At 64.9% G+C, this 25,390-nt stretch carries 25 protein-coding genes and 1 pseudogene; 18 read left to right on the top strand and 8 right to left on the bottom strand.

Features of this window, described 5'->3' with window-relative positions; all coding sequences use genetic code 11:
- Positions 1-5: 5 nt before the first annotated feature.
- Both FAZ11_RS21785 and FAZ11_RS21780 read right to left on the bottom strand, forming a co-directional pair.
- Positions 6-413, bottom strand: a complete 408-nt coding sequence (locus FAZ11_RS21785; RefSeq protein WP_058763668.1) for a hypothetical protein — start codon at positions 411-413, stop codon at positions 6-8.
- Positions 410-1,630 carry an N-acetylmuramoyl-L-alanine amidase gene (locus tag FAZ11_RS21780; RefSeq protein WP_058773683.1) on the bottom strand — a complete coding sequence of 407 codons (1,221 nt, stop codon included), beginning with the start codon at positions 1,628-1,630 and terminating at the stop codon, positions 410-412. Before FAZ11_RS21780 ends, FAZ11_RS21785 begins: the two co-directional genes overlap by 4 nt.
- Positions 1,631-1,907: 277 nt before the next feature.
- On the opposite strand from FAZ11_RS21780, the gene osmE reads away from it, so the two are divergent.
- The 11 genes and pseudogenes from osmE to FAZ11_RS21730 all read left to right on the top strand — a co-directional run bounded on the left by osmE (position 1,908) and on the right by FAZ11_RS21730 (position 13,504).
- Positions 1,908-2,246 carry an osmotically-inducible lipoprotein OsmE gene (gene osmE, locus FAZ11_RS21775; RefSeq protein WP_058763673.1) on the top strand — a complete coding sequence of 113 codons (339 nt, stop codon included), beginning with the start codon at positions 1,908-1,910 and terminating at the stop codon, positions 2,244-2,246.
- 191 nt (positions 2,247-2,437) lie between these two features.
- Complete coding sequence (locus tag FAZ11_RS21770; RefSeq protein ID WP_058773682.1) at positions 2,438-2,959, top strand: hypothetical protein; 522 nt, start codon at positions 2,438-2,440, stop codon at positions 2,957-2,959.
- Positions 2,960-3,190: 231 nt separating this feature from the next.
- Positions 3,191-5,026: a dihydroxy-acid dehydratase gene (ilvD, locus tag FAZ11_RS21765; protein ID WP_058763677.1), complete on the top strand. Its 1,836-nt coding sequence runs from the start codon at positions 3,191-3,193 to the stop codon at positions 5,024-5,026.
- 350 nt (positions 5,027-5,376) lie between these two features.
- Positions 5,377-6,621 (top strand): maltoporin, encoded by a 1,245-nt coding sequence (locus FAZ11_RS21760; RefSeq protein ID WP_058763679.1) that lies wholly within the window; start codon positions 5,377-5,379, stop codon positions 6,619-6,621.
- A 63-nt stretch (positions 6,622-6,684) separates the two neighbouring features.
- Entirely contained in the window at positions 6,685-7,695 is a 1,011-nt protein-coding gene (locus FAZ11_RS21755; protein ID WP_058773681.1) for a sugar ABC transporter substrate-binding protein, read from the top strand.
- Between the two features lie 106 nt (positions 7,696-7,801).
- Complete coding sequence (locus FAZ11_RS21750; protein ID WP_058773680.1) at positions 7,802-8,884, top strand: ABC transporter permease; 1,083 nt, start codon at positions 7,802-7,804, stop codon at positions 8,882-8,884.
- Positions 8,884-9,651 (top strand): ATP-binding cassette domain-containing protein, encoded by a 768-nt coding sequence (locus FAZ11_RS21745; protein ID WP_137279593.1) that lies wholly within the window; start codon positions 8,884-8,886, stop codon positions 9,649-9,651. Before FAZ11_RS21750 ends, FAZ11_RS21745 begins: the two co-directional genes overlap by 1 nt.
- Before the next feature lie 142 nt (positions 9,652-9,793).
- Positions 9,794-10,858, top strand: a pseudogene (locus tag FAZ11_RS25635) (PDC sensor domain-containing protein); the annotation flags it as partial.
- A 153-nt stretch (positions 10,859-11,011) separates the two neighbouring features.
- Positions 11,012-11,716 (top strand): methyl-accepting chemotaxis protein, encoded by a 705-nt coding sequence (locus FAZ11_RS25630; protein ID WP_421958183.1) that lies wholly within the window; start codon positions 11,012-11,014, stop codon positions 11,714-11,716.
- 106 nt (positions 11,717-11,822) lie between these two features.
- Positions 11,823-13,181, top strand: coding sequence for a nucleobase:cation symporter-2 family protein (locus FAZ11_RS21735; protein WP_058773678.1), 1,359 nt, complete (start codon positions 11,823-11,825; stop codon positions 13,179-13,181).
- Between the two features lie 122 nt (positions 13,182-13,303).
- Positions 13,304-13,504: a hypothetical protein gene (locus tag FAZ11_RS21730; RefSeq protein ID WP_058763689.1), complete on the top strand. Its 201-nt coding sequence runs from the start codon at positions 13,304-13,306 to the stop codon at positions 13,502-13,504.
- Here the strand turns inward: FAZ11_RS21730 and FAZ11_RS21725 are convergent.
- Together FAZ11_RS21725 and FAZ11_RS21720 are read right to left on the bottom strand one after the other, a co-directional pair.
- A complete protein-coding gene (locus FAZ11_RS21725) occupies positions 13,501-13,995 on the bottom strand; it encodes a 2-thiouracil desulfurase family protein (RefSeq protein WP_058773677.1) in 495 nt (164 codons plus the stop codon). The two genes, FAZ11_RS21730 and FAZ11_RS21725, sit on opposite strands and share 4 nt — an antisense overlap.
- Before the next feature lie 30 nt (positions 13,996-14,025).
- The gene (locus FAZ11_RS21720; protein WP_058763692.1) at positions 14,026-14,658 is read right to left on the bottom strand and encodes a 2OG-Fe(II) oxygenase; all 633 of its coding nucleotides are present in this window, start codon (positions 14,656-14,658) and stop codon (positions 14,026-14,028) included.
- Positions 14,659-14,837: 179 nt separating this feature from the next.
- Between FAZ11_RS21720 and FAZ11_RS21715 the strand changes: the two genes are divergently transcribed.
- Positions 14,838-15,572 (top strand): DUF2059 domain-containing protein, encoded by a 735-nt coding sequence (locus FAZ11_RS21715; RefSeq protein WP_058773676.1) that lies wholly within the window; start codon positions 14,838-14,840, stop codon positions 15,570-15,572.
- Positions 15,573-15,668: 96 nt separating this feature from the next.
- Here the strand turns inward: FAZ11_RS21715 and bipL are convergent, their stop codons facing one another.
- Complete coding sequence (bipL, locus tag FAZ11_RS21710) at positions 15,669-16,607, bottom strand: phospholipase BipL (RefSeq protein ID WP_058773675.1); 939 nt, start codon at positions 16,605-16,607, stop codon at positions 15,669-15,671.
- Between the two features lie 180 nt (positions 16,608-16,787).
- On the opposite strand from bipL, the gene FAZ11_RS21705 reads away from it, so the two are divergent.
- From FAZ11_RS21705 to FAZ11_RS21690, 4 genes are read left to right on the top strand one after another with little or no spacing between them, the layout of a single operon-like run.
- Positions 16,788-17,258 (top strand): MarR family transcriptional regulator, encoded by a 471-nt coding sequence (locus FAZ11_RS21705; RefSeq protein ID WP_058763697.1) that lies wholly within the window; start codon positions 16,788-16,790, stop codon positions 17,256-17,258.
- A 3-nt stretch (positions 17,259-17,261) separates the two neighbouring features.
- On the top strand, positions 17,262-18,716 hold the full coding sequence (locus tag FAZ11_RS21700) for an efflux transporter outer membrane subunit (protein ID WP_058766387.1): 1,455 nt from the start codon (positions 17,262-17,264) through the stop codon (positions 18,714-18,716).
- 16 nt (positions 18,717-18,732) lie between these two features.
- The gene (locus FAZ11_RS21695; protein WP_058763702.1) at positions 18,733-19,944 is read left to right on the top strand and encodes an HlyD/EmrA/EmrK family protein; all 1,212 of its coding nucleotides are present in this window, start codon (positions 18,733-18,735) and stop codon (positions 19,942-19,944) included.
- A gap of 47 nt (positions 19,945-19,991) precedes the next feature.
- Positions 19,992-21,518 carry a DHA2 family efflux MFS transporter permease subunit gene (locus FAZ11_RS21690; protein WP_058763704.1) on the top strand — a complete coding sequence of 509 codons (1,527 nt, stop codon included), beginning with the start codon at positions 19,992-19,994 and terminating at the stop codon, positions 21,516-21,518.
- Here FAZ11_RS21690 and FAZ11_RS21685 read toward each other — a convergent pair whose 3' ends face one another.
- The 3 genes from FAZ11_RS21685 to FAZ11_RS21670 all read right to left on the bottom strand — a co-directional run bounded on the left by FAZ11_RS21685 (position 21,519) and on the right by FAZ11_RS21670 (position 23,778).
- Positions 21,519-21,893: a c-type cytochrome gene (locus FAZ11_RS21685; RefSeq protein WP_058763706.1), complete on the bottom strand. Its 375-nt coding sequence runs from the start codon at positions 21,891-21,893 to the stop codon at positions 21,519-21,521.
- Positions 21,890-22,702 carry a bifunctional DNA-formamidopyrimidine glycosylase/DNA-(apurinic or apyrimidinic site) lyase gene (gene mutM, locus FAZ11_RS21680; RefSeq protein WP_058763707.1) on the bottom strand — a complete coding sequence of 271 codons (813 nt, stop codon included), beginning with the start codon at positions 22,700-22,702 and terminating at the stop codon, positions 21,890-21,892. Before mutM ends, FAZ11_RS21685 begins: the two co-directional genes overlap by 4 nt.
- Before the next feature lie 251 nt (positions 22,703-22,953).
- Entirely contained in the window at positions 22,954-23,778 is an 825-nt protein-coding gene (locus FAZ11_RS21670; protein ID WP_167371478.1) for an HDOD domain-containing protein, read from the bottom strand.
- Positions 23,779-23,998: 220 nt separating this feature from the next.
- Between FAZ11_RS21670 and FAZ11_RS21665 the strand changes: the two genes are divergently transcribed.
- Together FAZ11_RS21665 and FAZ11_RS21660 are read left to right on the top strand one after the other, a co-directional pair.
- Entirely contained in the window at positions 23,999-24,538 is a 540-nt protein-coding gene (locus tag FAZ11_RS21665; RefSeq protein ID WP_058766388.1) for a type 1 glutamine amidotransferase domain-containing protein, read from the top strand.
- 372 nt (positions 24,539-24,910) lie between these two features.
- Positions 24,911-25,102: a hypothetical protein gene (locus tag FAZ11_RS21660; protein ID WP_058766389.1), complete on the top strand. Its 192-nt coding sequence runs from the start codon at positions 24,911-24,913 to the stop codon at positions 25,100-25,102.
- Positions 25,103-25,390 lie beyond the last annotated feature (288 nt).

The following is a 25,390-nucleotide window of genomic DNA, read 5'->3' as shown; positions in this document are numbered from 1 at the left end:
GCGGCCTAGGGTGCCGCCGGGGTCAATTGCAGCTCCACCGGGTCGCCTGGATTGAGACTGCGGATACGGAATTCGTCGCGCTTGAGGCTGAGGATTTCCGTCGGGTAGGTGATGCCTTCCTCGATGAGGTTGAGGCCTTTCTCGGTGCGCGCCCAACGACCCAGCGACGGTTGGCTGCTGGGCGAGGCCATCACCAGGGTGCCATCGCTGAGGAAGACGTACAGCATGCCGGGTTCGATGCTGTTGCTGGTCTTGATCTGCCAGACCTTGTTGACGAAGCTCTCCTGGGCGCTGGTCGTTTTGTCACCACCACCGCTCTTGCCATAGCCGATCAAACCCGCCACGACGCACAGGGCGCCTATCGCCAATACCGCTACCCGCCAGTAGCGGCGTACCTTGCCTTGCAAACTCATGTCACTCCTTGGTTGTTCTTCAGACTGGCCAGGTAGCTGCCCAGCGGCGGCCGCTCCTGGAAGTAGCCGTGCAACCCGGCGAAGATCGAGTCGGCCAGTTGCTTCTGATGACGGCTGTCGAGCAGCCGACGGCAGTCACGATCATTGGAGATGAAGCCCGTCTCGACCAGAATCGAGGGGATGTCCGGCGATTTGAGCACGGCGAAGCCAGCCTGCTCCACGCGTTTCTGGTGCAGGTTGGTGATGCTCGAGAGCTGCCCCAGCACCTTGTGACCCAGATCCAGGCTGGAGGAGATGGTGGCGTTCATCGACATGTCCAGCAGCACCCCGGCGAGCATGGGATCACGTCCCTTGAGAATCTCGTTGGCACCGATCAGATCGACGTTGTTCTCACTGTCGGCCAGGAAGCGCGCCGTGGTGGAGGTCGCTCCCCGCTCGGACAGGGCATAGACCGAGGCACCATAGGCGGTACGCCGCGGCGCGGCATCGGCGTGCACCGAGACGAACATGTCGGCGTTGTAGCTGCGCGCAACCTCGACGCGCTTGCGCAGCGGCACGAAGAAGTCGTCGTTGCGTACCAGCTTGGCCTTGAAGCCCTTCTGCAGGTTGATACGCCGCGCCAGGTTCTGGGCCACGATCAGGGCGATGTCCTTTTCCCGGTCACCCCGAGCGCTCAAGGCGCCGGGATCCTTGCCGCCGTGCCCGGCGTCGACCACCACCACGATGTCGCGACCGGTGGCCAGGCCCTTGCCGCGCTTCACCTCCAGCGGCGGTTCAGGGTCGACCGGCTGGCGCGCCGCCACGGCGGGCGCACCGGCGCGCTTGAGATCGAGCACCAGCCGGCTAGCCGCGCCTTCGCCAGGGCCGAGGATGAAGCTTTCCATCTCCACCGGATGGGCCAGCTCCAGCACCACACGGGTGTCCTGAGCGCCATAGCGCGCGCTGCGCACGGCCCGTACCGGCGACCCTTTCAAAGCCAGGTGATTGAGTACCGCAGGCGCCTGGGTATCGGCGAGATCGAGAATGATGCGATCCGGCGCCACCAGGGTGAAGGTCTTGTAGCGGACCGGCCCGGTGAGATCGAAGACCAGGCGGAGCTTTTCGGCGTCCTGCCAGGCCCGGGCATCCTTGAGTTGTTGCCGGGCGGCAAACACCGGTAACCCGACGGGCAAGGTCATGCCAGCCAGGATCAGATTGAGCAGACGACGGCGATTCATGGGGTCCTCGCGAGAAACGAGAAACGACAGGGGTTACAACATAACGACAAAGATCGCCTGCCACCCGCCTCCTGTCAACTGCCGTTCGAGCAAAATATTCCTTAAAAAACCAGGGCATAGCGTTCGTTTGAAGAATCAGCTTTAGATACAGTCACTTGCCGCAGCCAAAGGCTGGTCCGTCAGAAAGGCGAACGGCGAGAAGTGCGACGGAGAGCGAATTTATCGGCGGCGTCATCGTCGAAGTGTCAGGCACTTCCGCCTTTGAAGGGATCACACCATGAACAAGAAGATTGCAGTCGCGACCGCCCTGTTGGCTGGCACCGTCCTGGGAGGCTGCGCCTCGGTGAAGAACACCACCGACTACGCCGTGGGTCGCGTCGAATTTCGCGACCAACCGCTGGTGAAGCAGGTGGAAAAAGGCATGTCCAAGTCCGAGGTCCTGCGTATCGGCGGCACCCCGTCCAGTACCTATACCCGCAAGTATCGTCCTGGCACCTGCAACAACTATGTGCTCAACAAGGATGGCAAGGAGCAGGTCTACTCGATCGGCTTCGACAGCATGAACCGCGTCGATAGCAAGGATTTCGAAACCTGCGAAAGCGCCGACCGCGCCTGAGCCGGAGCGCCAGCCGGCCCCTGGGGCCGGGTGTCCTGAAGGGCCCAGGCGGCGTCTGATGGACAGGACGGGAGAGCGGTATCACCATGGGCGCTCCCGTCCACGACCGTTGCGCCGATGTCATGCACTGCGGAGCGACGCAGGCCCGGCCAACGCCGCCACGTTCTACCATCGTTCCAAGGAATTCAGGCATGTCCAGACGTCACCTCATACTCACAGCTGCGGTGCTTTCCCTGACTGGCTGCGGTGGCTATGACTACAGCTGCGATGCGGCCAAGACCGCCGAACTCGTTCGCCAGCAGTACGCCCAGACCATCAACGAGATCTACGCGGACGACATCGCTGCTGGCCAGCCCGCGCTGGATGCCAGCCAGGTCTCGCTGGTCGATATCAAGACCCAGGAAGAGCCGTCGGACAGTGGCGACGCGGGCTTCTATACCTGCAACGCAACCGTGGAGGCAACCTGGCCCAAGGCTGCCCTGGAGCGCCTGACCCCTGCTGCTGCCCAACTGGCCAGCGTCGGCGCCATCCTCGAGAACGGCCACCTGCGTCATGCCCTCAGCTATGAATCCTCGCTGGAAGGCGGCGACAAGCAGCAGGTCGACCTCACCCTACCCGAAGCTGTCGAGCTGAGCCTCAAGACCCTGGCCGGCCAGGAACCCATGGACGAATACCTGGAAGATGCCCCCGACGGCGAACAGGAAGCTCCCTGAATCCGCGGGGCGCCAGCGCCGCTGTGCAGCCCTGGCGCCCGCGTGTATGATCGTTGTTCCCCTCGCCAGCATCCTCCGGCGGGTTCGTGAGCCCTGGTGCCCCTGTGGTGATCCCGCATGGCGTCGCCGCCCTCCGGCCCGGCATTCGTCACTCCGCGTTTGCACCGTGCCCCGCCTGCGCTCACGATGATCAGAACCGTGACCTAGAAAGCCGCCTCGGAGTGCCGCTTCATGCCTGACTATCGCTCGAAAACCTCCACCCAGGGCCGCAACATGGCTGGCGCCCGGGCGCTTTGGCGCGCCACCGGGATGAAGGACGAAGACTTCAAGAAGCCGATCATCGCCATCGCCAACTCCTTCACCCAGTTCGTACCGGGCCACGTCCATCTCAAGGACCTCGGCCAGTTGGTCGCCCGGGAGATCGAGAAGGCCGGCGGCGTGGCCAAGGAATTCAACACCATCGCCGTGGACGACGGCATCGCCATGGGCCACGACGGCATGCTCTATTCGCTGCCGAGCCGCGAGATCATCGCCGACGCCGTGGAATACATGGTCAATGCCCACTGCGCCGACGCCCTGGTGTGCATTTCCAACTGCGACAAGATCACCCCCGGCATGCTGATGGCCGCGCTACGCCTGAACATCCCGGTGGTGTTCGTCTCCGGCGGCCCCATGGAAGCCGGCAAGACCAAGCTGGCCAGCCACGGCCTGGACCTGGTGGATGCCATGGTCATCGCCGCCGACAGCTCGGCCAGTGACGAGAAGGTCGCCGAATACGAGCGCAGCGCCTGCCCCACCTGCGGCAGCTGCTCGGGCATGTTCACCGCCAACTCCATGAACTGCCTGACCGAAGCCCTGGGCCTGGCACTGCCGGGCAACGGCTCGACCCTGGCCACCCACGCCGACCGCAAGGAGTTGTTCCTCGAGGCCGGTCGCACCATCGTCGAACTGTGCCGCCGCTACTACCAGGAGAACGACGAGTCCGCGCTGCCGCGCAACATCGCCTCCTTCGCGGCCTTCGAGAACGCCATGACCCTGGACATCGCCATGGGCGGCTCGACCAACACCATCCTGCACCTGCTGGCCGCGGCCCAGGAAGCCGAGGTGGACTTCGACCTGCGCAACATCGATGCCCTCTCGCGCAAGGTGCCGCAGCTGTGCAAGGTGGCGCCGAACATTCAGAAGTACCACATGGAAGATGTGCACCGCGCCGGTGGCATCTTCAGCATCCTCGGCGAGCTGGCCCGTGGCGGCCTGCTCAACACCGATCTACCCACCGTGCACAGCCGCACTCTCGGCGAAGCCATCGAGAAGTGGGACATCACCCTGACCCAGGACGAGGCGGTGAAGACCTTCTTCCTCGCCGGCCCGGCCGGGATTCCGACCCAGGAAGCCTTCAGCCAGTCCACCCGCTGGGACAGCCTGGACGACGACCGTGCCGGTGGCTGCATCCGCAGCGTCGAGCACGCCTACTCCCAGGAAGGCGGTCTGGCGGTGCTGTACGGCAACATCGCCCTGGACGGCTGCGTGGTGAAGACCGCTGGCGTGGATGAGTCCATCCATGTGTTCGAAGGCAATGCCAAGGTGTTCGAGAGCCAGGACGCCGCGGTACGCGGCATTCTCGCCGACGAGGTGAAGGCCGGCGATATCGTCATCATCCGCTACGAAGGCCCCAAGGGCGGCCCCGGCATGCAGGAGATGCTCTATCCCACCAGCTATCTGAAGTCCAAGGGCCTGGGCAAGCAGTGCGCCCTGCTCACCGACGGGCGCTTCTCCGGTGGCACCTCGGGCCTGTCCATTGGCCATGCCTCGCCGGAAGCGGCCGCGGGTGGTGCCATCGGCCTGGTGCGTGACGGCGACAAGGTGCTCATCGACATTCCCCAGCGCAGCATCAACCTGCTGGTGAGCGACGAAGAGCTGTCCCACCGCCGTATCGAGCAGGACAAGCTGGGTTGGAAACCCGCTCAGCCCCGCGCTCGCCGCGTCACCACGGCGCTCAAGGCCTATGCCCTGCTGGCGACCAGCGCCGACAAGGGTGGTGTGCGCGACAAGGCACTACTCGGCTGACCGCTGCACTCGGGCGACGGCATGCGCCGTCGCCCCTCCTCCCCCTCCGCTGCACCCTTTTTCCCCAGCCTAGACGCCATGCGCCAGCGCCCATTCCGGGGCGGCTGCAATGTTGCTTGGCTTGCTACTTTTGCAGAAACATTTCTTGTGATTCAGCTAACACTTAGCCGCAAGCGGAGCGCTAGGCCGTTGAGTGATCAAAGGCTACCCTCCGTCTGCCGCTGAATTGATTCAGCGGCCAGTTTGTAGTCTGGTTAACGCCAATGGTCACACCTTAAAGAGCTGCTTCTGGAGCACAACTCGGCTTGACCAGGCTCTGCTGAATAAAAAAACAATAAATAGGGAAAAACATGAGTAAGAAAAAGGCTATCCCCTTTGCCAGGGTTTCCGCTGCGTCCCTGCTAGGCACCCTCCTCCTCGCCCCTACCGTTCACGCCTTCGAAACCACCGGCTACTTCCGTGCCGGCCTGGGTGACTCCTCTGGCCGCGATTCCATGCGCTGCTTCAAGCTGCAAGGTGCCCAGTCCAAGTATCGCCTGGGTAACGAGTGCGAGCAGTACGGCGAGTTCGCGGCCAAACAGGATGTCCTCAAGCTGGACGACGGTTCCGCCGTCGGCGTCTACGGCATGGCCAGCCTCTACAACCAGTACGACCGTACCCCAACGTTCCATGGCGACAACGGCCAGATCCGCATGCCCCAGGCCTACGCCTACTGGAACAACATCGCTGCGCTGAACGGCGGTAACCTCTGGGCCGGTCGCCGTTACTACAAGCGTAACGACATCCACATCTCCGACTTCTTCTACTGGAACCAGAGCGCCACCGGCGGCGGTATCGAGGACGTCAACATCGGCGGCCTCAAGTACAGCCTGGCCTTCTCGCGCAAGGACAACCAGAACCAGAAGGACTTCCAGAACCGCTACGACTTCAACGTCGCCGGCTTCAACACCAACCCCAATGGCTCGCTGGAAATCGGCGTCAGCTACCTGGACAAGCCCACCAACCAGCCCAACGCCAACAGCGGCGTGGCGGTGACCCTGCAGCACAAGCAGGCCAACTTCATGGGCTGGGGTGGCGTCAACACCTTCGCCGTGCAGCGCGGCCAGGGTCCGGGCACCGCCCTGGGCAGCACCGGCGATCCGACCCTGAGCAGCTCGGACGTCTCCTACCGGGTGGTGGATTTCTTCGACTGGCAGATCAGCCGCTACTGGGGTGGCCAGATCGCCGCGGTGTACCAGAAGGATGAGCGTCCCAACGGTAACGACCTGCGCTGGACCTCGCTGGGTGGTCGCCTGGTGTACGGCATCAGCGACCAGTTCAAGTTCTCCACCGAGCTGGGCCACGACCAGGTGGAAGCCCCTGGCGGCACCCGCAAGCTGACCAAACTGACCCTGGCACCGACCTGGTCGCCCAAGGGCCCGGAGTTCAAGACCCGCCCGGAATTCCGCCTGTTCTACACCTATGCCGTGTGGAACCGCGCGGCGCAGAACGCCGCTGACCAGTTTGATCCGGGTTCGGCGCTGTCGAGCACCGGCACCTTCGGCAGCGATCTGCACGGCTCCAACATCGGCTTCCAAGTCGAGCAGTGGTGGTAACAGCTCCACCGCGACCGGCGTCCTGCCGGTCGCTTTCCTGTGTCTGAATGCGAGCGTACAACAATGAAAAAAACCGTCTCCCTGTCTTCCTTCGCCGGCTGCTTGCTGGCAGCGGCCCTGAGTATAGGCACCGCCCAGGCCGCTCCCGTCTCCGCCTGTCTCATCACCAAGACCGACACCAACCCCTTCTTCGTCAAGATGAAGGAAGGCGCGGCTGCCAAGGCCAAGGAGATGGGCGTGGCGCTCAAGGCCTACGCCGGCAAGATCGATGGCGACAGCGAAAGCCAGGTAGCGGCCATCGAGACCTGTATTGCCGACGGCGCCAAGGGCATCCTGATCACCGCGTCGGACACCAAGGGCATCGTGCCCAACCTGCAGAAGGCCCGTGAAGCCGGCATCCTGGTGATCGCCCTGGATACCCCGCTGGACCCGCCCAGCGCCGCCGACAACCTGCTGGCCGGCAAGCTGATCGGCCAGTGGGCGAAGGAAACCCTGGGTGACAAGGCCAAGGACGCCCGGGTGGCCTTCCTCGACCTGAACGCTTCGCAACCCTCGGTGGACGTGCTGCGCGACCAGGGCTTCATGCTCGGCTTCGGCATCGATCCCAAGGACCAGACCCGCATCGGCGACGAGACCGATCCGCGCATCGTCGGCCACGACGTGACCAACGGCAACGAGGAAGGCGGCCGGGCGGCGATGGAGAATCTGCTGCAGAAAGACCCCAACATCAACGTGGTGCACACCATCAACGAACCCGCCGCCGCTGGCGCCTACGAGGCGCTCAAGGCCGTCGGCCGCGAGAAGGATGTGCTCATCGTCTCCATCGACGGCGGTTGCCCGGGCGTGCGCAACGTGGCCGACGGCGTGATCGGCGCCACCTCCCAGCAGTACCCGCTGCAGATGGCCGCACTGGGCATCGAGGCGATCAAGACCTTCGCCGACACCGGCAAGAAGCCGACCCCGACCGAGGGTAAGAGCTTCGTCGATACCGGGGTGAAACTGGTGACAGACAAGCCGGTACCGGGCATCCAGTCCATCGACAGCAAGACCGCCCTGCAGAAATGCTGGGGCTGATGGTCCGTCGTCCCGGCTGAACGAGCTCGGTCGCACCCGCTAGGCTGCCTTGGCGGCGGCGGGCGCGACCGGCTCTCAGCCGCTTTCCCGCTATCAGGAGATTGCCATGAGCGATCCGACCTTGCCCTCCTCGTCCGGCCAGCCGTTCGAGCAGGTGCTCAAGCACAGCGCCACGGAGGTCGCTTCCTTCAACCGTGACGAGCGCAGTGCGCTGCTCAGATTCCGTCACTTCCTGCATTCGCGCCCGTCGGCGGTCTCGCTGCTGGTGCTGTTGCTGTCGCTGGGCATCTTCGGCGCCCTGCTGGGCGGCAAGTTCTTTTCCGCCTTCACCCTGACCCTGATCCTGCAGCAGGTCGCCATCACCGGTATCGTCGGCGCCGCCCAGACGCTGGTGATCATCACCGCCGGCATCGACCTGTCGGTGGGCGCCATCATGGTGCTGTCCTCGGTGGTCATGGGCCAGTTCACCTTCCGCTACGGCTTGCCGGTGGAGCTGTCGATCCTCTGTGGCCTGGCGGTGGGTACCCTCTGCGGGATGGTCAACGGCTGGCTGATCGCCCGCATCAAGCTGCCGCCCTTCATCGTCACCCTGGGCATGTGGCAGATCGTGCTGGCGGCGAACTTCCTCTACTCGCGCAACGAGACCATCCGCGCCCAGGAGATCGGGACCACGGCGCCCTTGCTGCAGCTGTTCGGTGAGAATTTCCGCGTCGGCGGTGCCGTCTTCACCTACGGGGTGATCGCCCTGGCGGTACTGGTCGCGCTGCTCTGGTACGTGCTCAACCATACCGCCTGGGGCCGCCATCTCTATGCGGTGGGCGACGATCCCGACGCCGCGGCCCTGGCCGGGGTCAATGTCCGGCGCATGCTGATCACGGTGTATGGCTTGTCCGGCCTCATCTGCGCCTTCGCCGGCTGGGTGCTGATCGGTCGGATCGGCTCGGTCTCGCCGACCGCGGGGCAGTTCGCCAACATCGAGTCCATCACCGCGGTGGTGATTGGCGGCATCTCGCTGTTCGGCGGCCGTGGCTCCATCCTCGGTATGCTGTTCGGCGCCCTGATCGTCGGCGTCTTCGCCCTCGGCCTGCGCCTCCTGGGCACCGACGTGCAATGGACCTATCTGCTGATCGGCACGCTCATCATCGCGGCCGTGGCTATCGACCAATGGATCAGAAAGGCGGCCAGCTGATGACTACCGAACCCCTGCTGATGGCGCGCGGCCTGGTGAAACGCTACGGCCGCGTCACCGCCCTCGACCATGCCGACTTCGACCTGCTGCCCGGCGAGATCCTCGCCGTGATCGGCGACAACGGCGCCGGCAAGTCCTCGCTGATCAAGGCCATCTCCGGCGCCCTGCGCCCGGACGAAGGCGAGATCCGCTTCGAGGGCCAGCCCATTCAGTTCGCCTCGCCCATCGACGCCCGGCGCGCCGGTATCGAGACGGTGTACCAGAATCTGGCGCTGTCGCCGGCACTGTCCATCGCCGACAACCTCTTCCTCGGCCGCGAGCTGCGCAAGCCGGGGCTGCTCGGTACCCTCTGCCGTACCCTGGATCGCAAGGCCATGGAGCGCATCGCCCGGGAAAAGCTTTCCGAACTGGGCCTGATGACCATCCAGAACATCAACCAGGCGGTGGAGACCCTCTCCGGTGGCCAGCGCCAGGGCGTGGCGGTGGCCCGTGCCGCGGCCTTCGGCTCCAAGGTGATCATCCTCGACGAACCCACCGCGGCCCTGGGGGTGAAGGAGTCGCGCAAGGTACTGGAGCTGATCCTCGACGTGCGCGCCCGGGGCATCGCCATCGTGCTCATCTCCCACAACATGCCCCATGTGTTCGAGATCGCCGATCGCGTTCACATCCATCGGCTGGGGCGCCGGCTGACGGTGATCGACCCACGCGAGCACTCCATGGCCGACGCCGTGGCGCTGATGACCGGCGCCCAGACCGCGGCTGCCTGAAAGGAGCTCAACCCGGGGTCTTCCAGCCGGTATCCGCGCTGGAAGACCCCGACTAGGCCGTTTCGCTTGGTTTGCCACAATCATCTTTTCACCGAAAACCTGACTAAATACTCAAGTTATCTCGTACGACCACCGATAAAGGATGACTAATAATTCTTATCGGAGTCACTCAGTCGTGCCCACTGCCTTGTCGTTGAAACAGAAACTGTCGCTGTCTGCCACGGCGGCCGTCCTGGTCGTCGGTGTCGGCCTGACGACCATCAACTTCTTCAATACCCGCGCGGCGCTCGAAGCCTCCACGGTCGAGCAGCTGAAGACGGTCAGCTTCGTCTTCAACGGTGGCGTCCAGCAATGGCTGGATGGCAAGGCCGCCGCGCTCCGCGCCCTGGCGGCCGAGACCCCGGAGGCGAATCTTCCGGCCAGTCTCAACCAGGTCAGGCTGTCCGGGAGTTTCGATAATGTCTTCTATGCCCGCGGCGATGGCAGCCAGGTGAATGCCAATGGCGTCCAGTTGCCGCCGGACAACAACGATCCCCGCAAATGGCTGTGGTACCAGCAGGCATTGCAGAATCCCGGCCAGGTGTTCTTCTCCATCCCCACCGTGGCGGCGGCGACCAAGCAGAACGTGCTGTCGCTGGGCTGGGCGTTGCAGGCGGGCGGCAAGCCCGTGGCGGTGCTCGGGGCGGACGTGAGCATCCGCGACATCCTCGAGCAGCTCAAGCGCGTGCAATTGCCGGGTGCTGGCAGCGCCGTGCTGGTCAACGGCCAGGACATCGTGCTGGGACATGAGGATGCCGCCCTGCTGGCCAAGCCCCTCACCGACCTCTACCCCTTGTTGACGGCAGATACCCTCAAGCGTCTGGCCCAGGCGCCGGGCGAGAGCTACGTCGAGACCGCGGCTGGCCAGCGGCTGTACGCGGCGCCCATGAACCACAACGGCGAAACCCTGATCATGATCGTCGACGAGGGGGTGCTGATGGCGCCGCTGCAACGGCAACTGTGGATCAGCATCGCCATCCTGGCCGTGGTGCTCGGGGTATCGCTGCTGCTCATCAATCTGCTGTGCAGCTATCTGCTCCGGCCGCTCGGCGTGGTCTCGGCGGGCCTGCAGGTGATCGCCAACGGCCAGGGTGACCTGACCCGGCGGATCGCGGTACAGAGCAACGACGAAGTCGGCGGCCTGGCGGGGCACTTCAACCAATTCGTCGCCAGTCTGCACGGCCTGATCGGTGGCGTGCGCCAGCATGCCGAGGACGTGGATGCCGAATCGCAAAAAGTCCTGCAGCGTAGCGCCGCGGCCACCCAGGAGCTGGGCCGCCTGCAACAGGAAATCACCCTGGTGGCCACGGCGGTGACGGAAATGTCCTCCGCGACCCAGGAAATCGCCCGCAACGCCGAGCAAACGGCCGCGGCCATCCGGCAATCGTCCGACAGCACCACCCAGGGTCTGAACCTGGTGCAAACCAGCAAGCTGTCCATCAACAGCCTGGCCCAGGAAGTGGATGACGCCACCCGGGTGATCGGCGAACTGGACCATCACTCGCAATCCATCGCCAAGGTACTGGACAGCATCCAGAGCATCGCCGAGCAGACCAACCTGCTGGCGCTGAACGCGGCCATCGAGGCGGCCCGGGCCGGTGAGCATGGTCGGGGCTTCGCGGTGGTGGCCGACGAGGTACGGACGCTGTCGCAGCGGACCCAGGCGTCGACGCGGGAGATCAACGAGACCATCGGCACGCTCCAGCAGATGACCCGCCAGGCGGTGCAGCGCATGGACAGCAGCATGGCCATCGCCGAACGCAGCGTGGCCGACGTGGAGCGCGCCTCCAGTGCCCTCGAAGAGATCGCCCAGAGCGCGGGCGTGATTTCCGAGATGTCGCTGCAGATCGCCACGGCGGCCGAGGAGCAGACCTCGGTCACCGAGGAAATCACCCGCAACGTGATTACCATCAAGGGACTGGGCGATACCCTGGCCAGCGGCGCCGAGGATTCGGAACGGCAATCGCGCTCCCTGCAGCATCATGCCGCCGATCTCAGCCGCGACGTGGCGCGCTTCATCCTGTAAGTCGACGCCGATACCCGCCCACGGCCAGGCGGGCGGGTATCCTTTCGACCTGCGGACACGGGCAGGCATCCGGTAAGATCGGCGCTTTTTCCGCGACGACCCGCCCATGTCCCAGCCACCCCGCTCCGAATTGCTCTATGGTCCCGCCGACCGCCCGCGCCCGCTGATCGCCCTGCTGGCGGCGATCCAGCACCTGCTGGCGATCATCGTCCCCATCGTCACGCCCGGCCTGCTGATCTGCCAGGCGCTGGGCGTCGCGCCGCGCGATACCAATCTGATCGTCTCCATGTCGCTGGTGATCTCCGGCATCGCCACCTTCGTCCAGTGCCGCCGCTTCGGGCCCTTCGGCGCCGGATTGCTGATCGTCCAGGGGACCAGTTTCAACTTCGTCGGCCCGCTGATCGCCGGCGGCGCCCTGATGGTGAAGAGCGGCACCCCGGTGGAAGCGGTGATGGCGGCCATCTTCGGCGTGGTCATGGCCGGCTCCTTCGTCGAGATGGGGGTATCGCGGATCCTGCCCTTCGTCAAAAGACTCATCACCCCACTGGTGACCGGCATCGTGGTGCTGATGATCGGCCTGACGCTGATCAAGGTCGGCCTGATCAGCATGGGTGGCGGCTTCGCCGCGCTGGGCAACGGCACCTTCGCCAACGGCGAGAATCTGCTGCTGTCGGGCACGGTGCTGGCGACCATCGTGGTGCTCAACCGTATCCCGCTCCGCGGCTTGCGCAGCAGCGCCATCGTCGTCGCCCTGCTGCTCGGCTATGCCCTGGCCGCCTGGCTGGGTCGGCTGGATTTCACCGGCATGCACCAGGCCGCATGGATACAGGTGCCCCTGCCGCTGCACTTCGGCCTGGGCTTTTCCTGGTCGCTGTTCGTGCCGCTGCTGGTGATCTACCTGGTGACCTCGCTGGAGGCCATCGGCGACATCACCGCCACCAGCAAGGTCTCCCGCGAGCCGGTGGAAGGACCGCTATGGATGCAGCGGATCAAGGGTGGGGTGCTGGTCAATGGTGCCAACTCGCTCCTGGCCGGGTTGTTCAACACCTTTCCCAGCTCGGTGTTCGCCCAGAACAACGGGCTGATCCAGCTGACCGGCATCGCCAGTCGCCACGTCGGTCTGTGGATCGCCGCCATTCTGGTGCTGCTGGGACTCTTTCCGGCGGTGGCCGGGGTCATCCAGGCGGTGCCCGAGCCGGTGCTCGGCGGCGCCGCCATGGTGATGTTCGGCGCGGTGGCCGCCTCGGGGATCAACATTCTCGCCGGCGTCGACCTGGATAGACGCGCGCTGCTGATCATCGCCGTATCCCTGGCCCTGGGCCTGGGCATCTCCCAGGTGCCGGAATTCCTCGCGCACCTCCCCGCAGGCCTGCGAGCGGTGCTGGAATCGGGGGTCGCCACCGGCGGCCTGTGCGCCCTGCTGCTGAACTGGTTCCTGCCGGAAACACCGAAGGCCGCTGACTAGACCAGCTTTTTCATCCGGCGAGTTGAAGTTCCCCTAAGGGATGCCGATAGCCTGGCGAGTAAACTGTGGACCCACGCGCGGTCGTCGCTTCGACCCTGCGCCATCCACCCAGCAGAGCGCCCATGATCAGCCCGGATGTTCCTGTCGTTAAGGTCCCGCTGCGCGAGTATGCGGCCCTGGCCCGTGCCATGGGGGCCACGGTCTTCGCGCAGAACCTTGAGAAGCGGCCCGGCGAACTGGTCGGCTGGCGCTTTCCCAAGGGCTGCTTCGTGCAGAAGGCGCATTTCCAGCTCTTGCTGGGGCGCCTGCCGGATACCCTCTAGCCAGTACCCTCCAACTCTGCCAGCAGGCGCTGCGCCGCGGCCAGTTCGGTCTCGTTGAAGACGGTGACCCCCGCGCGCTTCAGTGCCGCCGCCGTGACGCCTTCGCCCGCGACCCGGGTGCCACTGAAACTGCCGTCGTAGTTTTCGCTATTGCCGCACGAAGGGCTGCGCGCCTTGAGCACCGCCAGGCGGATGCCATGGCGCGCCACCAAGTCCAGCGCGGCCTCGGCGCCAGCGACGAAGGCGGCGGTCACGTCCGCGCCGCTGTCGGTCAGTACCGGCAGCTGGCCATCCAGCACGGCGCGACCCTGGCCGCCAGGGATCTCGGCTGGCGGGCGCGGTGTGGGCAAGCCTCCCGCCACTTCCGGGCAGAGGGGCACGATGCGTCCTTCCGCCTGCCAGCTCCCCAGCAGATCAAAGGGACCATGGGCGCCGCCGTCGTAGCGCACCCTATGCCCCAGCAGGCAGCGACTCACCAGTATCTTTTCCATGGTGCCTCCGGTAGTCACACCACTGTAGCCCTAACCCTGCAGCGGATTCTCGCCACGGCGGCGGAACCAGCCGGTCAGCGACAGTCGCTCGCGGGTGGCGGGCAGTACCTCATGGGGCAGTTGGCCGGACAGGAAGCAGACCAGGCTACCGCCCTGGGGCAGGACGTCCTGGTGGCGCTGCTCGTCCAGGTAGAGGCGCAACTCGCCGCCCTGCTCCGGCAGCCAGGCGTCGTTGAGATAGAGCACCAGGGAGACCATGCGCCGGTCGTCGTCGCGGAAACGATCAAGATGCCGGGCATAGAAGGCGCCGGGCGGATAGAGGGCGAAGTGGCTTTCGTAGTCCTCGAGGCCCAGGAACAGGCTGCGATTGAAGGCTTCGCGCAGGGTGTCCATGAGTTGCAGATAGCGTTGCACGCCCGGATGGGCATCGTCCGGCTCCAGCCAGGCGATGTGATCGCCGCGCACGCCCTCGCGGATCTGCGGACTGTCGCCACGGCCAATGCCGGCGCGTTCGAGTTCGCCGCGGGCATGGCGCAGGCGGCATTCGGCGGCCAGTTCGGCGGTGAGATCCAGCGGCAGGAAGATGCTCTGCCGCGACCAGCCATGCTCGGCGAGATCGTCGACGATACGTTGCAGCAGGGGATGCTCGGGGTGCAGAGCCATTGGGAAAACCGTGAGGAACCGGACAGGACCGGCGGGACGCCGAGTGTAAGAGAAGTGGGCCGCTCCTGCGCGGCTGTCTGGACCAGGCGACGAATGCCCCGGACCAGCGCCTCGACAGCTAGGCCGCGGTTACCGACAATGACGGACTTTCCGGCTCCGCGCCGCTGCCCGAGGTGTCCATGCGCGTTCTGTTCGCTTCCCTGCTTTTCGCCGTCGCCCTGCCGACCCTGGCCGATGATGCGGTCAGTCTCTATCAAGCCGCAGGCTGGCCCGAACAGCGCGGGCATTTCCGCGATGCCCTGCAAGCCGCCCAACAGCGCTACCAGAACAGCCTGCCGCCGGCGCTCTACCAGAGCCTGGTGGACAACAGCAACAAACGCTACACCGCCGGCGCCATCGACCAGCGCGCCCTCGCCGCCCTGCGGCAGAACCTGCCCGCCGAGGGCCCGGCGTTGCAATTCTTCCAGTCGCCGGTAGGCCAGAAGGTGGTCGCCGCGGAAATCGCCGCCACCCGCAGCGACCAGTTGGCCAAGAACGCCAACGGCGTACCCCAGATGCAGGCCAGTGCGGCGCGGCGCGCCCAGGCCAAGCGCCTGGCCACCGCCCTGCCGGTGCGCGAAGCGGGGGCCGAGGTGAGCGTGGCCCTGGCGGGGCTGGCCGCCGACAGCCTGAGTTCGATGCTGCCGGGCCTGCTGGGCCAGCAGCAATCCGGCGGCATGATCGAGCAGCAGCGTCAGCGATTCATCCAGCAGATGAACGCCGGTGACCTGGAAAACACCCTGCTCTACGTCTACCGCACCCTGAGCGACAACGAACTCACCCAGTTCGCCGACTTCGCCAGCTCGCCCAATGGCACGGCCTACTACCGCGCCGCCGTGGCCGCGCTGCGCGCCGGCCTGGGTAGCGGTCAGTAAGGCCGCTTAGAACCTGTTCAAAGTCTCGCGAGCTAGTGACAAACAAGGCATTTTTAACGCCGTTTGGCCGACGCGCAGCAGACTTTGAACAGGTTCTCAGGTCAGGCGCTCGTCCAGCCAGCGAAAATAGCGCTGGCGCAGCGCCGCGGTCTCGTTCACCAGGTGGTGGCGTGCCTCGGGCAGGCGCAGCACCTCGGGCCGAGCGAACTTGGCCTCCAGCACGCCGAGGTTGTGCCGCCAGTCGACGGTGAAATCCTGCTCGCCCTGGATCACCAGGGGCGTACGGGTGCTCGGCGGCGCCGCTTCCAGTTGCGGGATCCAGCGCGCCAGCGCCCCCACCCATTGGGCGGGCAGCTCGCGCGGCTGCAACCCGTCCTGTTGCAGAAATTCGAGAAAGGCCGGATCGCCGGAATTCACCGAGAAGCGTCGCGGCAAGGCCCGCATGAAGGGCTTGACCAGGCGATAGGTCCACAGGCCCTGACGCCAGGCGTGGGGGCGCACCAAGGGTGCCAACAGCACCGTCTCGCCCAGTTCGGCGGCAGGATTTCCCCGCAGCAGATAGTCCAGCAGGATGGCGCCACCGGTGCTCTGGCCAAGGAGATGCCAGGGGCGCGGTAGCTGCAGGCGCCGCGCCTCGGCGAGCAGCGCCGCGAGGGTGGTCTGGTATTCAGCGAAGTCATGGATGCTGGCGCGGGCCCCGCTCGACAAGCCATGCCCGGGCAGGTCGCAGGCCAGGACCGCCAATTGCCGCGACAGCGCCCAGTCCACCACATGGCCATAGAGCCCCATGTGATCGTAGTAGCCGTGCAGCATCAGTAGGCTGCCCCGCGGCTCACGCGGCCACCAACCTTGGACGGCGAGCTGGTAGTCCCCGGCCGACAGGCAGCCCAGGGCCACGCTCACCTCGGGCCGTACCAGGCTGTCGGCCAGGCGATAGAAGGCGCGATAGCCCTGGTGGTCGACATCCGGTGGCAGGTCCGGGCGCAGCGGCACCAATGTCTGGCGGAGTCGGTCTAGATCGAAGGAAGCGGTCATGGGTGCTCTGGCAAGCAAAGGGCATCCATGATCAACGTCCGCACCGACCGCGGACAAGTCCTCCATCACCTATTTCCAATTGTTTCAAATCGCGTAATGCACAGCTGCGCAAAGGTGACTGAATATTTCACTGCCTAGGCAGTATTCTTCATGTGCTTGATTGCCTGGGCAGATACTGCAATGTCACATTTCGACCGTAGCAACTTTCCACTGCGCTATTCCGTTGGCCACCTCATCCACCTGGCGAACCAATACAAGGATCGCTTGCTGGATCATCACCTGGTGCCCTACGACATCACCGCCGCCCAGTTCAAGGTGCTGCTGCTGCTCGCCCGCGATCTGACCGATACCCCTGCCGAACTCAGCCGCTGCCTATCCCTCGACAGTGGCGCCATGACCCGCATGCTCGATCGCCTCGAAGCCAAGGATCTGCTGCGCCGCGTACGCAGCCTCAGCGATCGCCGCCAGGTGCGGCTGGAATTGACCGAACAGGGCAAGGCACTGAGCAGCGAACTCATGCAGATCGGTGTGGATGCCCTCAATGACCTCACCCAGTGCCTGGATCGCCAGGAGCTGGATGAACTGGAACGCCTGCTACGCCGCGTACTCGGCCCCTCCGGCCTGTTGCCGGAGAACTCTGGAGAGCTCTGATCCATGACCCTTCGCCTGCCATTGACCGCCCTCTGTGCCGCCCTGCTGCTGGCAGGCTGCGTGTCGTCCGAGGGACTTAACCCCCAGGGGCACGCCGTGGATCCGGCGACCCTCAAGGGTGAGGCCACCTTCGCCAATGATCGCCTCTCGCCCGCCCAATGGCCGAGTGCCGACTGGTGGACCCGCCTGGGCGATCCGCAACTCGATGGCCTGATCCGCGAGGCCCTGCGCGACAGCCCCTCGCTCCAGGAAGCCGATGCCCGCAGCCGCCAGGCCGACGCCGCGGTGCTCGCCGCCGATGCCGATCGCGAGCCGCAGATCGACGCCAACGCTGGGGTCACTCGCTCGCGGCTGGCGCGACCGGACGATCCGCTCGGTCAGGGCGACCGCTACAGCACCCTGCGCCAGTTGAATGTGAGCGGCAGCTACAGCTTCGATCTCTGGGGTGGCCAGCGCGCCGCATGGGAAGCCGCCCTGGGCCGGGCCCGCGCTGGCGAGGTGGATCGCCAGGCCGCCCGCCTGACCCTGGCGGCCGATGTGACCCGCGCCTATAACCAGCTCGGCCTGGCCTACACCAACCTGGACGTGGCCCAGCAGGATCTGGAACGTACCCGTGGCATGCTCGACCTGGCCCAGCGTCGGGTCAGCGCCGGCCTCGATAGCGACTATCAGTTGCAGCAGACCCAGAGCCTGGAAGCCAGCTCCGCCTCGGCCCATACCGCCGCCGAGCAGCAGGTGCGCAGCGCCCAGATCCGTCTCGCCGTGCTGCTGGGCAAGGGCCCCGATCGCGGTGCCGAGATCCCGCGGCCCAAGTTGATCGCCCCCGCTGCGGTAAATCTGCCGGCCCAGTTGCCCGCCGAGCTGGTGGGTCGGCGACCGGACCTGATCGCCGCCCGCTGGCGGGTGGAAGCCGCGCGCAAGGACATCGCCGCGAGCAAGACCAACTTCTATCCCAACCTGAACCTGACGGTAGCCGCCGGTAGCAAGGCCATCCTCGGCGATGCCCTGTTCGGTGGTCCGGCGCGCTTCTTCAACGTAGGGCCGGCGCTGTCGTTGCCGATCTTCGATGGCGGTCGCCGGCGGGCGGACCTGGCCAGCCGGGACGCCGACTACGACCTGGCCGTAGCCCAGTACAACCAGACCCTGGTCCAGGCCCTGGGCGACATCGCCGACGCCATCACCCGCCAGCGGTCGCTGGAGCAGCAACTGGTCGATCAGCAGCGGGCGCGCGACATCGCCAAGAGCTCCTTCGACATCGCCATGCAGCGCTATGGCGCCGGCATCGGCAACTACCTCGACGCCCTGACCGTCGAGCAACAACTGCTGCAGGCCGACCGCCAGCTCGCCAGCCTCCAGGCCGATCGCATCGACAGCGGCGTACTGCTGATGCAAGCCCTGGGTGGCGGCTTCCAACCGTCCAAATTGCCGCCGGCGCCCGCCGCCGCAACCTCACACTGATACCGAGATCGCGACCATGGCCGATTCCGCCACAACCGCTCAAGACAACGCCCAGGAGCAGCCGAACAAGGGCTCCGGCAAACGCAAACTCTTCCTGCTGCTCCTGCTGCTGGTGGTGATCCTGGCCGGGGTGGGCGTCTACTGCTACCACCTCTTCTATGGCCGCTTCCATGCCAGCACCGACGATGCCTACGTCAATGGCAACCTGGTGCAGCTCACCCCCCAGGTGGCCGGCATCGTGACCCGCATCGCCGTCGACGATGGCGATTTCGTGCACGAAGGCGATGTCCTGGTGGAACTCGACCCCAACGACACCGCCATCGCCGAGCAGAGCGCCGAGGCCAACCTGGCCCAGACCGTGCGCAAGGTGCGCGGTCTCTACAGCAACGTGGACGGCTACAAGGCTCAGGTCGCCGCGCGCAAGGTCGAGGTCGAGCGCGCCCGTGCCGACTACGCCCGCCGGCAGAAACTGGCCAGTGGCGGTGCCATCTCCCAGGAGGAACTGGCCCACGCCCGTGACACCCTGGCCGCCGCCGAGAGCTCCCTGACCTCCGCCCAGCAGCAACTGGATACCAACAAGGCCCTGGTGGACGACACCCAGATCGCCTCCCACCCGGACGTCAAGGCCGCCGCCGCCCAGTTGCGCCAGGCCTACCTCAACCATGTCCGCACCAAGCTACTGGCCCCGGTGAGCGGCTATATCGCCAAGCGCTCGGTGCAGGTCGGCAGCATGGTGCAGCCTGGCGCTGCGCTGATGGCGGTGGTACCCCTGGACCAGATCTGGATCGATGCCAACTTCAAGGAGACCCAACTCGCCGAGATGCGCATCGGCCAACCGGTGGAAATCCATTCCGACTTCTATGGCGACGACGTCCGCTACCGCGGCACCGTGGAAAGCCTCGGCGTGGGTACCGGCAGCGCCTTCTCGCTGCTGCCGGCGCAGAACGCCACCGGCAACTGGATCAAGATCGTCCAGCGCCTGCCGGTACGGATTCGCCTGGAGCACGACAACCTGGACAAGCATCCGCTGCGGATCGGCCTGTCGACGGTGGTCGATGTCGACCTGCACGACCAGGACGGCGCCCGCCTGCCCGCCACCACGCCGAAGCAGCCGCGCTACAGCACGGACGTCTACGACCACCAATTGGCCGACGCCGAGCAACTGATCCAGCAGATCATCCACAACAACGGTCCGGCGGCGCGCGCCTCCGGTGTCACCAAGCGCTGAGGTCGCGGGGCCCGTACAGAGGCCCCCATCCCTTCTGGTAATCCGTCATGAGCGATAATGCCTTTCGCCCGGCGAGCCTGGTGCTCGCCACGGTGGGTCTGTCCCTGGCCACCTTCATGCAGGTGCTCGACACCACCATCGCCAACGTCGCCCTGACCACCATTTCCGGCAACCTCGGGGTCAGTCAGGAACAGGGCACCTGGGTCATCACCGCCTTCGCCGTGAGCAACGCCATCGCCCTGCCCCTGACCGGCTGGATGGCGCGCCGCTTCGGCGAGGTCAAGCTGTTCATGGCCGCCGTGGTGCTGTTCGTCATCACCTCCTTCCTCTGCGGCATCGCCACCTCCATGCCCGAACTGGTGGTATTCCGCGCCATGCAGGGCTTCGTCGCCGGCCCGCTCTACCCCATGGCCCAAACGCTGTTGCTGGCGATCTTCCCGGCGGCCAAACGTGGCATGGCCCTGGCGCTGCTGGCCATGGTGACGGTGGTAGCGCCCATCATCGGCCCCATCGCCGGTGGCTGGATCACCGACAACTACAGCTGGCCGTGGATCTTCTTCATCAACGTGCCCATCGGCATCTTCGCTACCCTGGTGGTCTGGAGCCAACTGGGCAAGAAGCCGGAGAAACTGGTCGCCCAGCCCATCGACTACGTGGGCTTGATCCTGCTGGTGCTCGGCGTCGGCGTGCTGCAGGTGGTGCTGGACAAGGGCAACGACCTGGACTGGTTCGAATCCAACCTGATCTGCCTGGGCGCGGCCATTTCCGCCGTCTCCCTGACCGCCCTGGTGATCTGGGAGCTGACCGACAAGCATCCCATCATCAACCTGCGACTGTTCCGCTATCGCAATTTCAGCTTTGGCACCCTGGCCCTGGTGCTGGGTTATTCGGGCTTCTTCGGCATCAACCTGCTGCTGCCGCAATGGCTGCAGACCCAGCTTGGCTATACCCCGGTGTGGGCGGGCCTCGCCGCAGCGCCCATCGGCATCCTGCCGGTGATCCTCTCGCCGCTGGTGGGCAAGTTCGCGCACAAGACCGACCTGCGCCTGCTGGCTGGCGGGTCTTTCCTGGTGATCGGCGCCTCCTGTTTCATGCGGGCGACCTTCAACAACGAGGTGGACTATCGCCACATCGCCGAGGTGCAGACCTTCATGGGCCTGGGCGTGGCGCTGTTCTTCATGCCCACCACCAGCATCCTGCTGTCCAGCCTCAAACCGTCGGAGCTGGCCGATGGCGGCGGCCTGGCGACCTTCCTGCGGGTCCTGGGTGGCAGCTTCGCCTCTTCGCTGACCACCTGGATCTGGCAGCGCCGCGCCATCCACCATCATGCCCAGTTGACCGAGGACGTGACCGCCTATAGCCCGGCTACCCAGCATTACCTGGACGCGCTCGGCGGCCCGTCGCAACACGCCTACGCCCAGATCGACAAGGTCGTGGAGAGTCAGGCCTATATGCTGTCGACGATAGACTACTTCACCCTGCTCGGCTGGACCTTCATGGGCCTGTTCCTGATCATCTGGCTGGCCAAGCCGCCCTTCGCGGCCAAGCCGGGGGCTGGCGGCGGCGATCACTGATCAGGGCGTGGTGTGCTGGGTTTGCAGGTAGTCGGCGATGTCGCGTAGATCCTCGGCATCGCCGATGCCCCAGAATCTCATCTTGGTGCCTGGCACCTGCTGCTCGGGATCGCGCAAGAAAGCCTCCAGGGCCTTGCGATCCCAGGCGAAGCCAGCTTGGCGCATGGCCTCGGAATAGGCGTAGCCCGGCAGGCTGCCCGCCCGGCGCCCGAAGAGGTCGTTGAGTTGCGGGCCGAAGCCGGACTGGGCATTGGGCCCCACGGAATGGCAGTTGTGGCAGCGGCGCAGGAACAGGTTGCGGCCGTTGTCGGCATCGGCCCAAGCCAGCTCCCCGCTCAGCAGCGTCAACAGTGCCAGCCCGGTCAGCGCCTTCATCGCTGGCATTTTCCGCAATAGACGCTGGCGCGCTGGCCGAGGCGGATCTCCTTGAGTCCCGTCCCGCAGAGCTTGCAGAATTCGCCCTTGCGGCCGTAGACGAACAACTCCTGCTTGAAATAACCCGGTGCCCCGTCGCCGCCGATGAAGTCGCGCAGGGTGGTACCGCCGCTTTCGATGGAGCGCGCCAGCACCTTCTTGATCTCCTCGGCCAGGCGATCGTAACGCGCCCGGGATATGCTGCCGGCGGCGCGGCGGGGATCGATACCGGCGGCGAACAGCGCCTCGGCGGCGTAGATGTTGCCCACCCCCACCACCACGGCGTTGTCCATGATGAAGGGCTTGACCGCCATGCTGCGCCCGCGTGACAGCTCGAACAGTCGACCGCCGTCGAAGGCATCGGTCAGGGGCTCGGGGCCCAGCTTGCTGAGCAGCACGTGGGCATGGGGGTCCTGGGTCCAGAGCAAGGCGCCGAAACGCCGGGGATCGGTGTAGCGCAGCGACAGACCGGATTCCAGCTCGATGTCGACATGCTCGTGCTTGGCCGGCGGCTGGTCCGCCGGGACCAACCTCAGACTGCCGGACATGCCCAGGTGGCCGATCAGGGTGCCGCTCTCGGCGCGGATCAGCAGGTACTTGGCGCGCCGCTCCACGGCCTCGATGCGCTGGCCGGAGAGGCGCACATCCAGATCCTCGGGCACCGGCCAGCGCAGGCGGGCGTCACGGACGATAACCCGACGCACACGCTGACCGACGACATGGGGCTCAATGCCCCGGCGAGTGGTTTCGACTTCAGGTAATTCGGGCATGGGGATCCAGGAGGCTTATTCCAGAGATTTGGCTTAAAAGGCGCCGAGCGAAGGTCAGGCAAGCCGCAACGACCAACGGGAGTAACAGCCAAGGGCTGGCCCGAAGGGTGAGCGCCAGCGAATCAAAACAGCGAGGAAGCGGACCGGGCTCGCGCACGAGTTTACAAAGGCTAAATGAGCATTCCGACCGGGCTGGCGAACCAGCTGGTTTTCAACGCCGCATGGCCGAGCGCAGGCCCTTTTAACCAAATCTAGTAATTGATCCGACCGCTGCCCATTTCAAGGATGGTCTCTTGAAGCGACTCGAAGTCGTACTCGGACAAGCCGACATGATCGAGCACCCGGGAGGCGATGGCCGTCCACTCATGATCCTCGTCCTGGCCGCCGAGGGCGCGATAGCAACCGCAGATGTGCTCGGCCATCTTCAGCAGCGCCAGCAGATTCTTGATCTGGATGTCGGTGGTGGCACCCTCTTCGAACACCGATTGGGCGTTGTGATGATTGGCGATGGCCTGGCCGACATGCTCCGGCAAACGCCAGGAGCGGGAAATGAAGTAGCCCACCACGGCATGGTTGGTGTTGTACAGGCGGTTCTCCACGTCCACCACCCGCACCTGCTCGTTCACGCTGGCATAGGCCTCTTCCAACACCGCCATGTAGTTGGGGAAGCGCTTGAGCATCAGCGGAATGCCGCAATTGTGGAACAGGCCCAGGGCATAGGCCTCGTCGGGCGTCGGGTAACCGGTTTTCTTGGCCAGGCTCAGGCAGGTCTCGGCCACGTCCTGGGCGGTGTCCCAGAAGCGGTTGAGGGTGACGATGGTCTCGTCGCTGAGTTCACCCTTGATCGACTGGGCGTTGATCAGATTGATCACTGACTTGCTGCCCAGCAGATTGACCGCCCGCTGGATGGAGGTCACCCGGTTGCTCAGGCCGAAGTACGGCGAGTTGACCAGCTTGAGCAAGGCGCCGGACAACCCCGGATCTTGACCGATCAGGCGGGCGATGACCATGAGATCGGGGTTGGGCATGATCTGTTCGAGTTGCAGATCCACCATGATCTGCGGCTGCGGAGGAATGCTGATGCCTTGCAGAGCCTGGCGGATCTGCTCCTCGGTCAGCTGCGGGGAAGCTTGGGACATGGAGACTACTCTGCGATGAATGTCGCAAATTTACTCCGGGCCGCTTGGGGATGCCATCGGGCGCGACGAAGGAACTTCGTATGGCCTGCATGAGCCGGATCTATGAGCGCTGGCAAAAGGCTAGTCCCACCCGAATTCCACACGAGGTTTCTGCATCATGGCTGCATCCCTGAACGGCAAGAAAATCGCCATCCTGGTCACCGATGGCTTCGAACAGGCCGAGCTCACCGGCCCTAAACAGGCGTTGGAACAGGCGGGTGCCCAGACCCACATCATTTCCGCCGAAGCTGGTCAGGTACAGGGCTGGAACCACACCGACCCGGCCGACAGCTTTCCGGTCGACCTGACCTTCGACGCCGCCAACGCCGGTGACTACGATGCCGTGCTGTTGCCCGGCGGCGTGGTCAACGCCGATACCATCCGTACCGATGCCAAGGCCCAACAGTTGGCCAAGGAGATCGCCGACGCGGGCAAGCCAGTCGCCGTCATCTGCCACGGCGCCTGGCTGCTGATTTCCGCCGGCTTGGTGCAGGGCAAGACCCTGACCAGTTGGCCATCGCTGACCGACGATCTGCAGAATGCCGGCGCCACCTGGAAGGATCAGGAAGTCATCGTCGATGGCCAACTGGTGAGCAGCCGCAAGCCGGACGACATCCCAGCTTTCAACCGCGAGTTCATCAAGCTGCTGGCGGGCTAGATACCGCTCGGCAACCTTGGAAGCCGCGGCGCTGCAGACCTATAGCGCCTTGGCAGGACAACTAGTCATTCAAGGTTGCCCGGTCGCACCCTCTGCAAGTGCTCACGCTTGGATCGAACAGAGGGTAGCGAACCGTTCAGCGGAGGCAGGAGCTGCGGCTACAGCCCCGACGAACAGTCATTCTAGAGGGACCGAGCCCCGTCAGGACGAGGGGCTGGTGCCTCTTTTCTTCGATAGGCCGGCACTGGAAGCCAGGTTGCTATCGGGGCTTGATGAAACGTTTCGTCTGAAAGCCAGCTATCGCGATAGCTAATGAAACTCGATGGGGTACGCTAGTTTGACTTACATCACCCCCATGCAAGGATGCATGCAATGCCCTACCGCAGTCCCGACCTAGAGATGATGGAGCAGAAACCCTTGCTCGAGTTGGAGCGCGAGGTCGAACGCCGTCGACGCAACGTCGAGTCGAACAGCCGCTGGGTGAACCATCAGCTCACCCGCCTCGCCAAGCAGCAAGAGGATCTGGCGGCGCTGGAGGCCTTGCTTGAGCGAAAGCGGACCTAGGTTCTGTACGAAAAATGCCTGCGCTCGGTGATGCTTCGTTGAAAAAGGCTTCGGAATGCTCATTTAACGCTCGTAAACTCCGCTTCCTCAGCCTTTTTCGCCTCGCCTGACCGTCGCTCGGCGACTTTTCGTACAGAACCTAGTGTGGTGTTTCATAAATAAGGCTCATATATTGATGGTCTAAGCTTGTGGAGATTCAGTGTTCCGACACAGGAGTCAGCTATGAGAACAGGTCGTCCTGCCGCCCCCATCGTGCTCGATGAAGCAGAACAAAGAGAGCTGCTACGC

This window comes from Pseudomonas rhizoryzae, assembly GCF_005250615.1.
In the GTDB taxonomy this organism is placed as follows: Bacteria; Pseudomonadota; Gammaproteobacteria; order Pseudomonadales; family Pseudomonadaceae; genus Chryseomonas; species Chryseomonas rhizoryzae.
The sequence above is the reverse complement of the archived record's forward strand: the minus strand, read 5'-3'. Positions and strand labels throughout refer to the sequence as shown.

Excerpts from the sequence above, each read along its gene's own strand:
- FAZ11_RS21785 (WP_058763668.1), bottom strand. The coding sequence starts at position 413 with ATGAGTTTGCAAGGCAAGGTACGCCGCTACTGGCGGGTAGCGGTATTG.
- FAZ11_RS21780 (WP_058773683.1), bottom strand. The coding sequence starts at position 1,630 with ATGAATCGCCGTCGTCTGCTCAATCTGATCCTGGCTGGCATGACCTTG.
- osmE (WP_058763673.1), top strand. The coding sequence starts at position 1,908 with ATGAACAAGAAGATTGCAGTCGCGACCGCCCTGTTGGCTGGCACCGTC.
- FAZ11_RS21770 (WP_058773682.1), top strand. The coding sequence starts at position 2,438 with ATGTCCAGACGTCACCTCATACTCACAGCTGCGGTGCTTTCCCTGACT.
- ilvD (WP_058763677.1), top strand. The coding sequence starts at position 3,191 with ATGCCTGACTATCGCTCGAAAACCTCCACCCAGGGCCGCAACATGGCT.
- FAZ11_RS21760 (WP_058763679.1), top strand. The coding sequence starts at position 5,377 with ATGAGTAAGAAAAAGGCTATCCCCTTTGCCAGGGTTTCCGCTGCGTCC.
- FAZ11_RS21755 (WP_058773681.1), top strand. The coding sequence starts at position 6,685 with ATGAAAAAAACCGTCTCCCTGTCTTCCTTCGCCGGCTGCTTGCTGGCA.
- FAZ11_RS21750 (WP_058773680.1), top strand. The coding sequence starts at position 7,802 with ATGAGCGATCCGACCTTGCCCTCCTCGTCCGGCCAGCCGTTCGAGCAG.
- FAZ11_RS21745 (WP_137279593.1), top strand. The coding sequence starts at position 8,884 with ATGACTACCGAACCCCTGCTGATGGCGCGCGGCCTGGTGAAACGCTAC.
- FAZ11_RS25630 (WP_421958183.1), top strand. The coding sequence starts at position 11,012 with ATGTCCTCCGCGACCCAGGAAATCGCCCGCAACGCCGAGCAAACGGCC.
- FAZ11_RS21735 (WP_058773678.1), top strand. The coding sequence starts at position 11,823 with ATGTCCCAGCCACCCCGCTCCGAATTGCTCTATGGTCCCGCCGACCGC.
- FAZ11_RS21730 (WP_058763689.1), top strand. The coding sequence starts at position 13,304 with ATGATCAGCCCGGATGTTCCTGTCGTTAAGGTCCCGCTGCGCGAGTAT.
- FAZ11_RS21725 (WP_058773677.1), bottom strand. The coding sequence starts at position 13,995 with ATGGAAAAGATACTGGTGAGTCGCTGCCTGCTGGGGCATAGGGTGCGC.
- FAZ11_RS21720 (WP_058763692.1), bottom strand. The coding sequence starts at position 14,658 with ATGGCTCTGCACCCCGAGCATCCCCTGCTGCAACGTATCGTCGACGAT.
- FAZ11_RS21715 (WP_058773676.1), top strand. The coding sequence starts at position 14,838 with ATGCGCGTTCTGTTCGCTTCCCTGCTTTTCGCCGTCGCCCTGCCGACC.
- bipL (WP_058773675.1), bottom strand. The coding sequence starts at position 16,607 with ATGACCGCTTCCTTCGATCTAGACCGACTCCGCCAGACATTGGTGCCG.
- FAZ11_RS21705 (WP_058763697.1), top strand. The coding sequence starts at position 16,788 with ATGTCACATTTCGACCGTAGCAACTTTCCACTGCGCTATTCCGTTGGC.
- FAZ11_RS21700 (WP_058766387.1), top strand. The coding sequence starts at position 17,262 with ATGACCCTTCGCCTGCCATTGACCGCCCTCTGTGCCGCCCTGCTGCTG.
- FAZ11_RS21695 (WP_058763702.1), top strand. The coding sequence starts at position 18,733 with ATGGCCGATTCCGCCACAACCGCTCAAGACAACGCCCAGGAGCAGCCG.
- FAZ11_RS21690 (WP_058763704.1), top strand. The coding sequence starts at position 19,992 with ATGAGCGATAATGCCTTTCGCCCGGCGAGCCTGGTGCTCGCCACGGTG.
- FAZ11_RS21685 (WP_058763706.1), bottom strand. The coding sequence starts at position 21,893 with ATGAAGGCGCTGACCGGGCTGGCACTGTTGACGCTGCTGAGCGGGGAG.
- mutM (WP_058763707.1), bottom strand. The coding sequence starts at position 22,702 with ATGCCCGAATTACCTGAAGTCGAAACCACTCGCCGGGGCATTGAGCCC.
- FAZ11_RS21665 (WP_058766388.1), top strand. The coding sequence starts at position 23,999 with ATGGCTGCATCCCTGAACGGCAAGAAAATCGCCATCCTGGTCACCGAT.
- FAZ11_RS21660 (WP_058766389.1), top strand. The coding sequence starts at position 24,911 with ATGCCCTACCGCAGTCCCGACCTAGAGATGATGGAGCAGAAACCCTTG.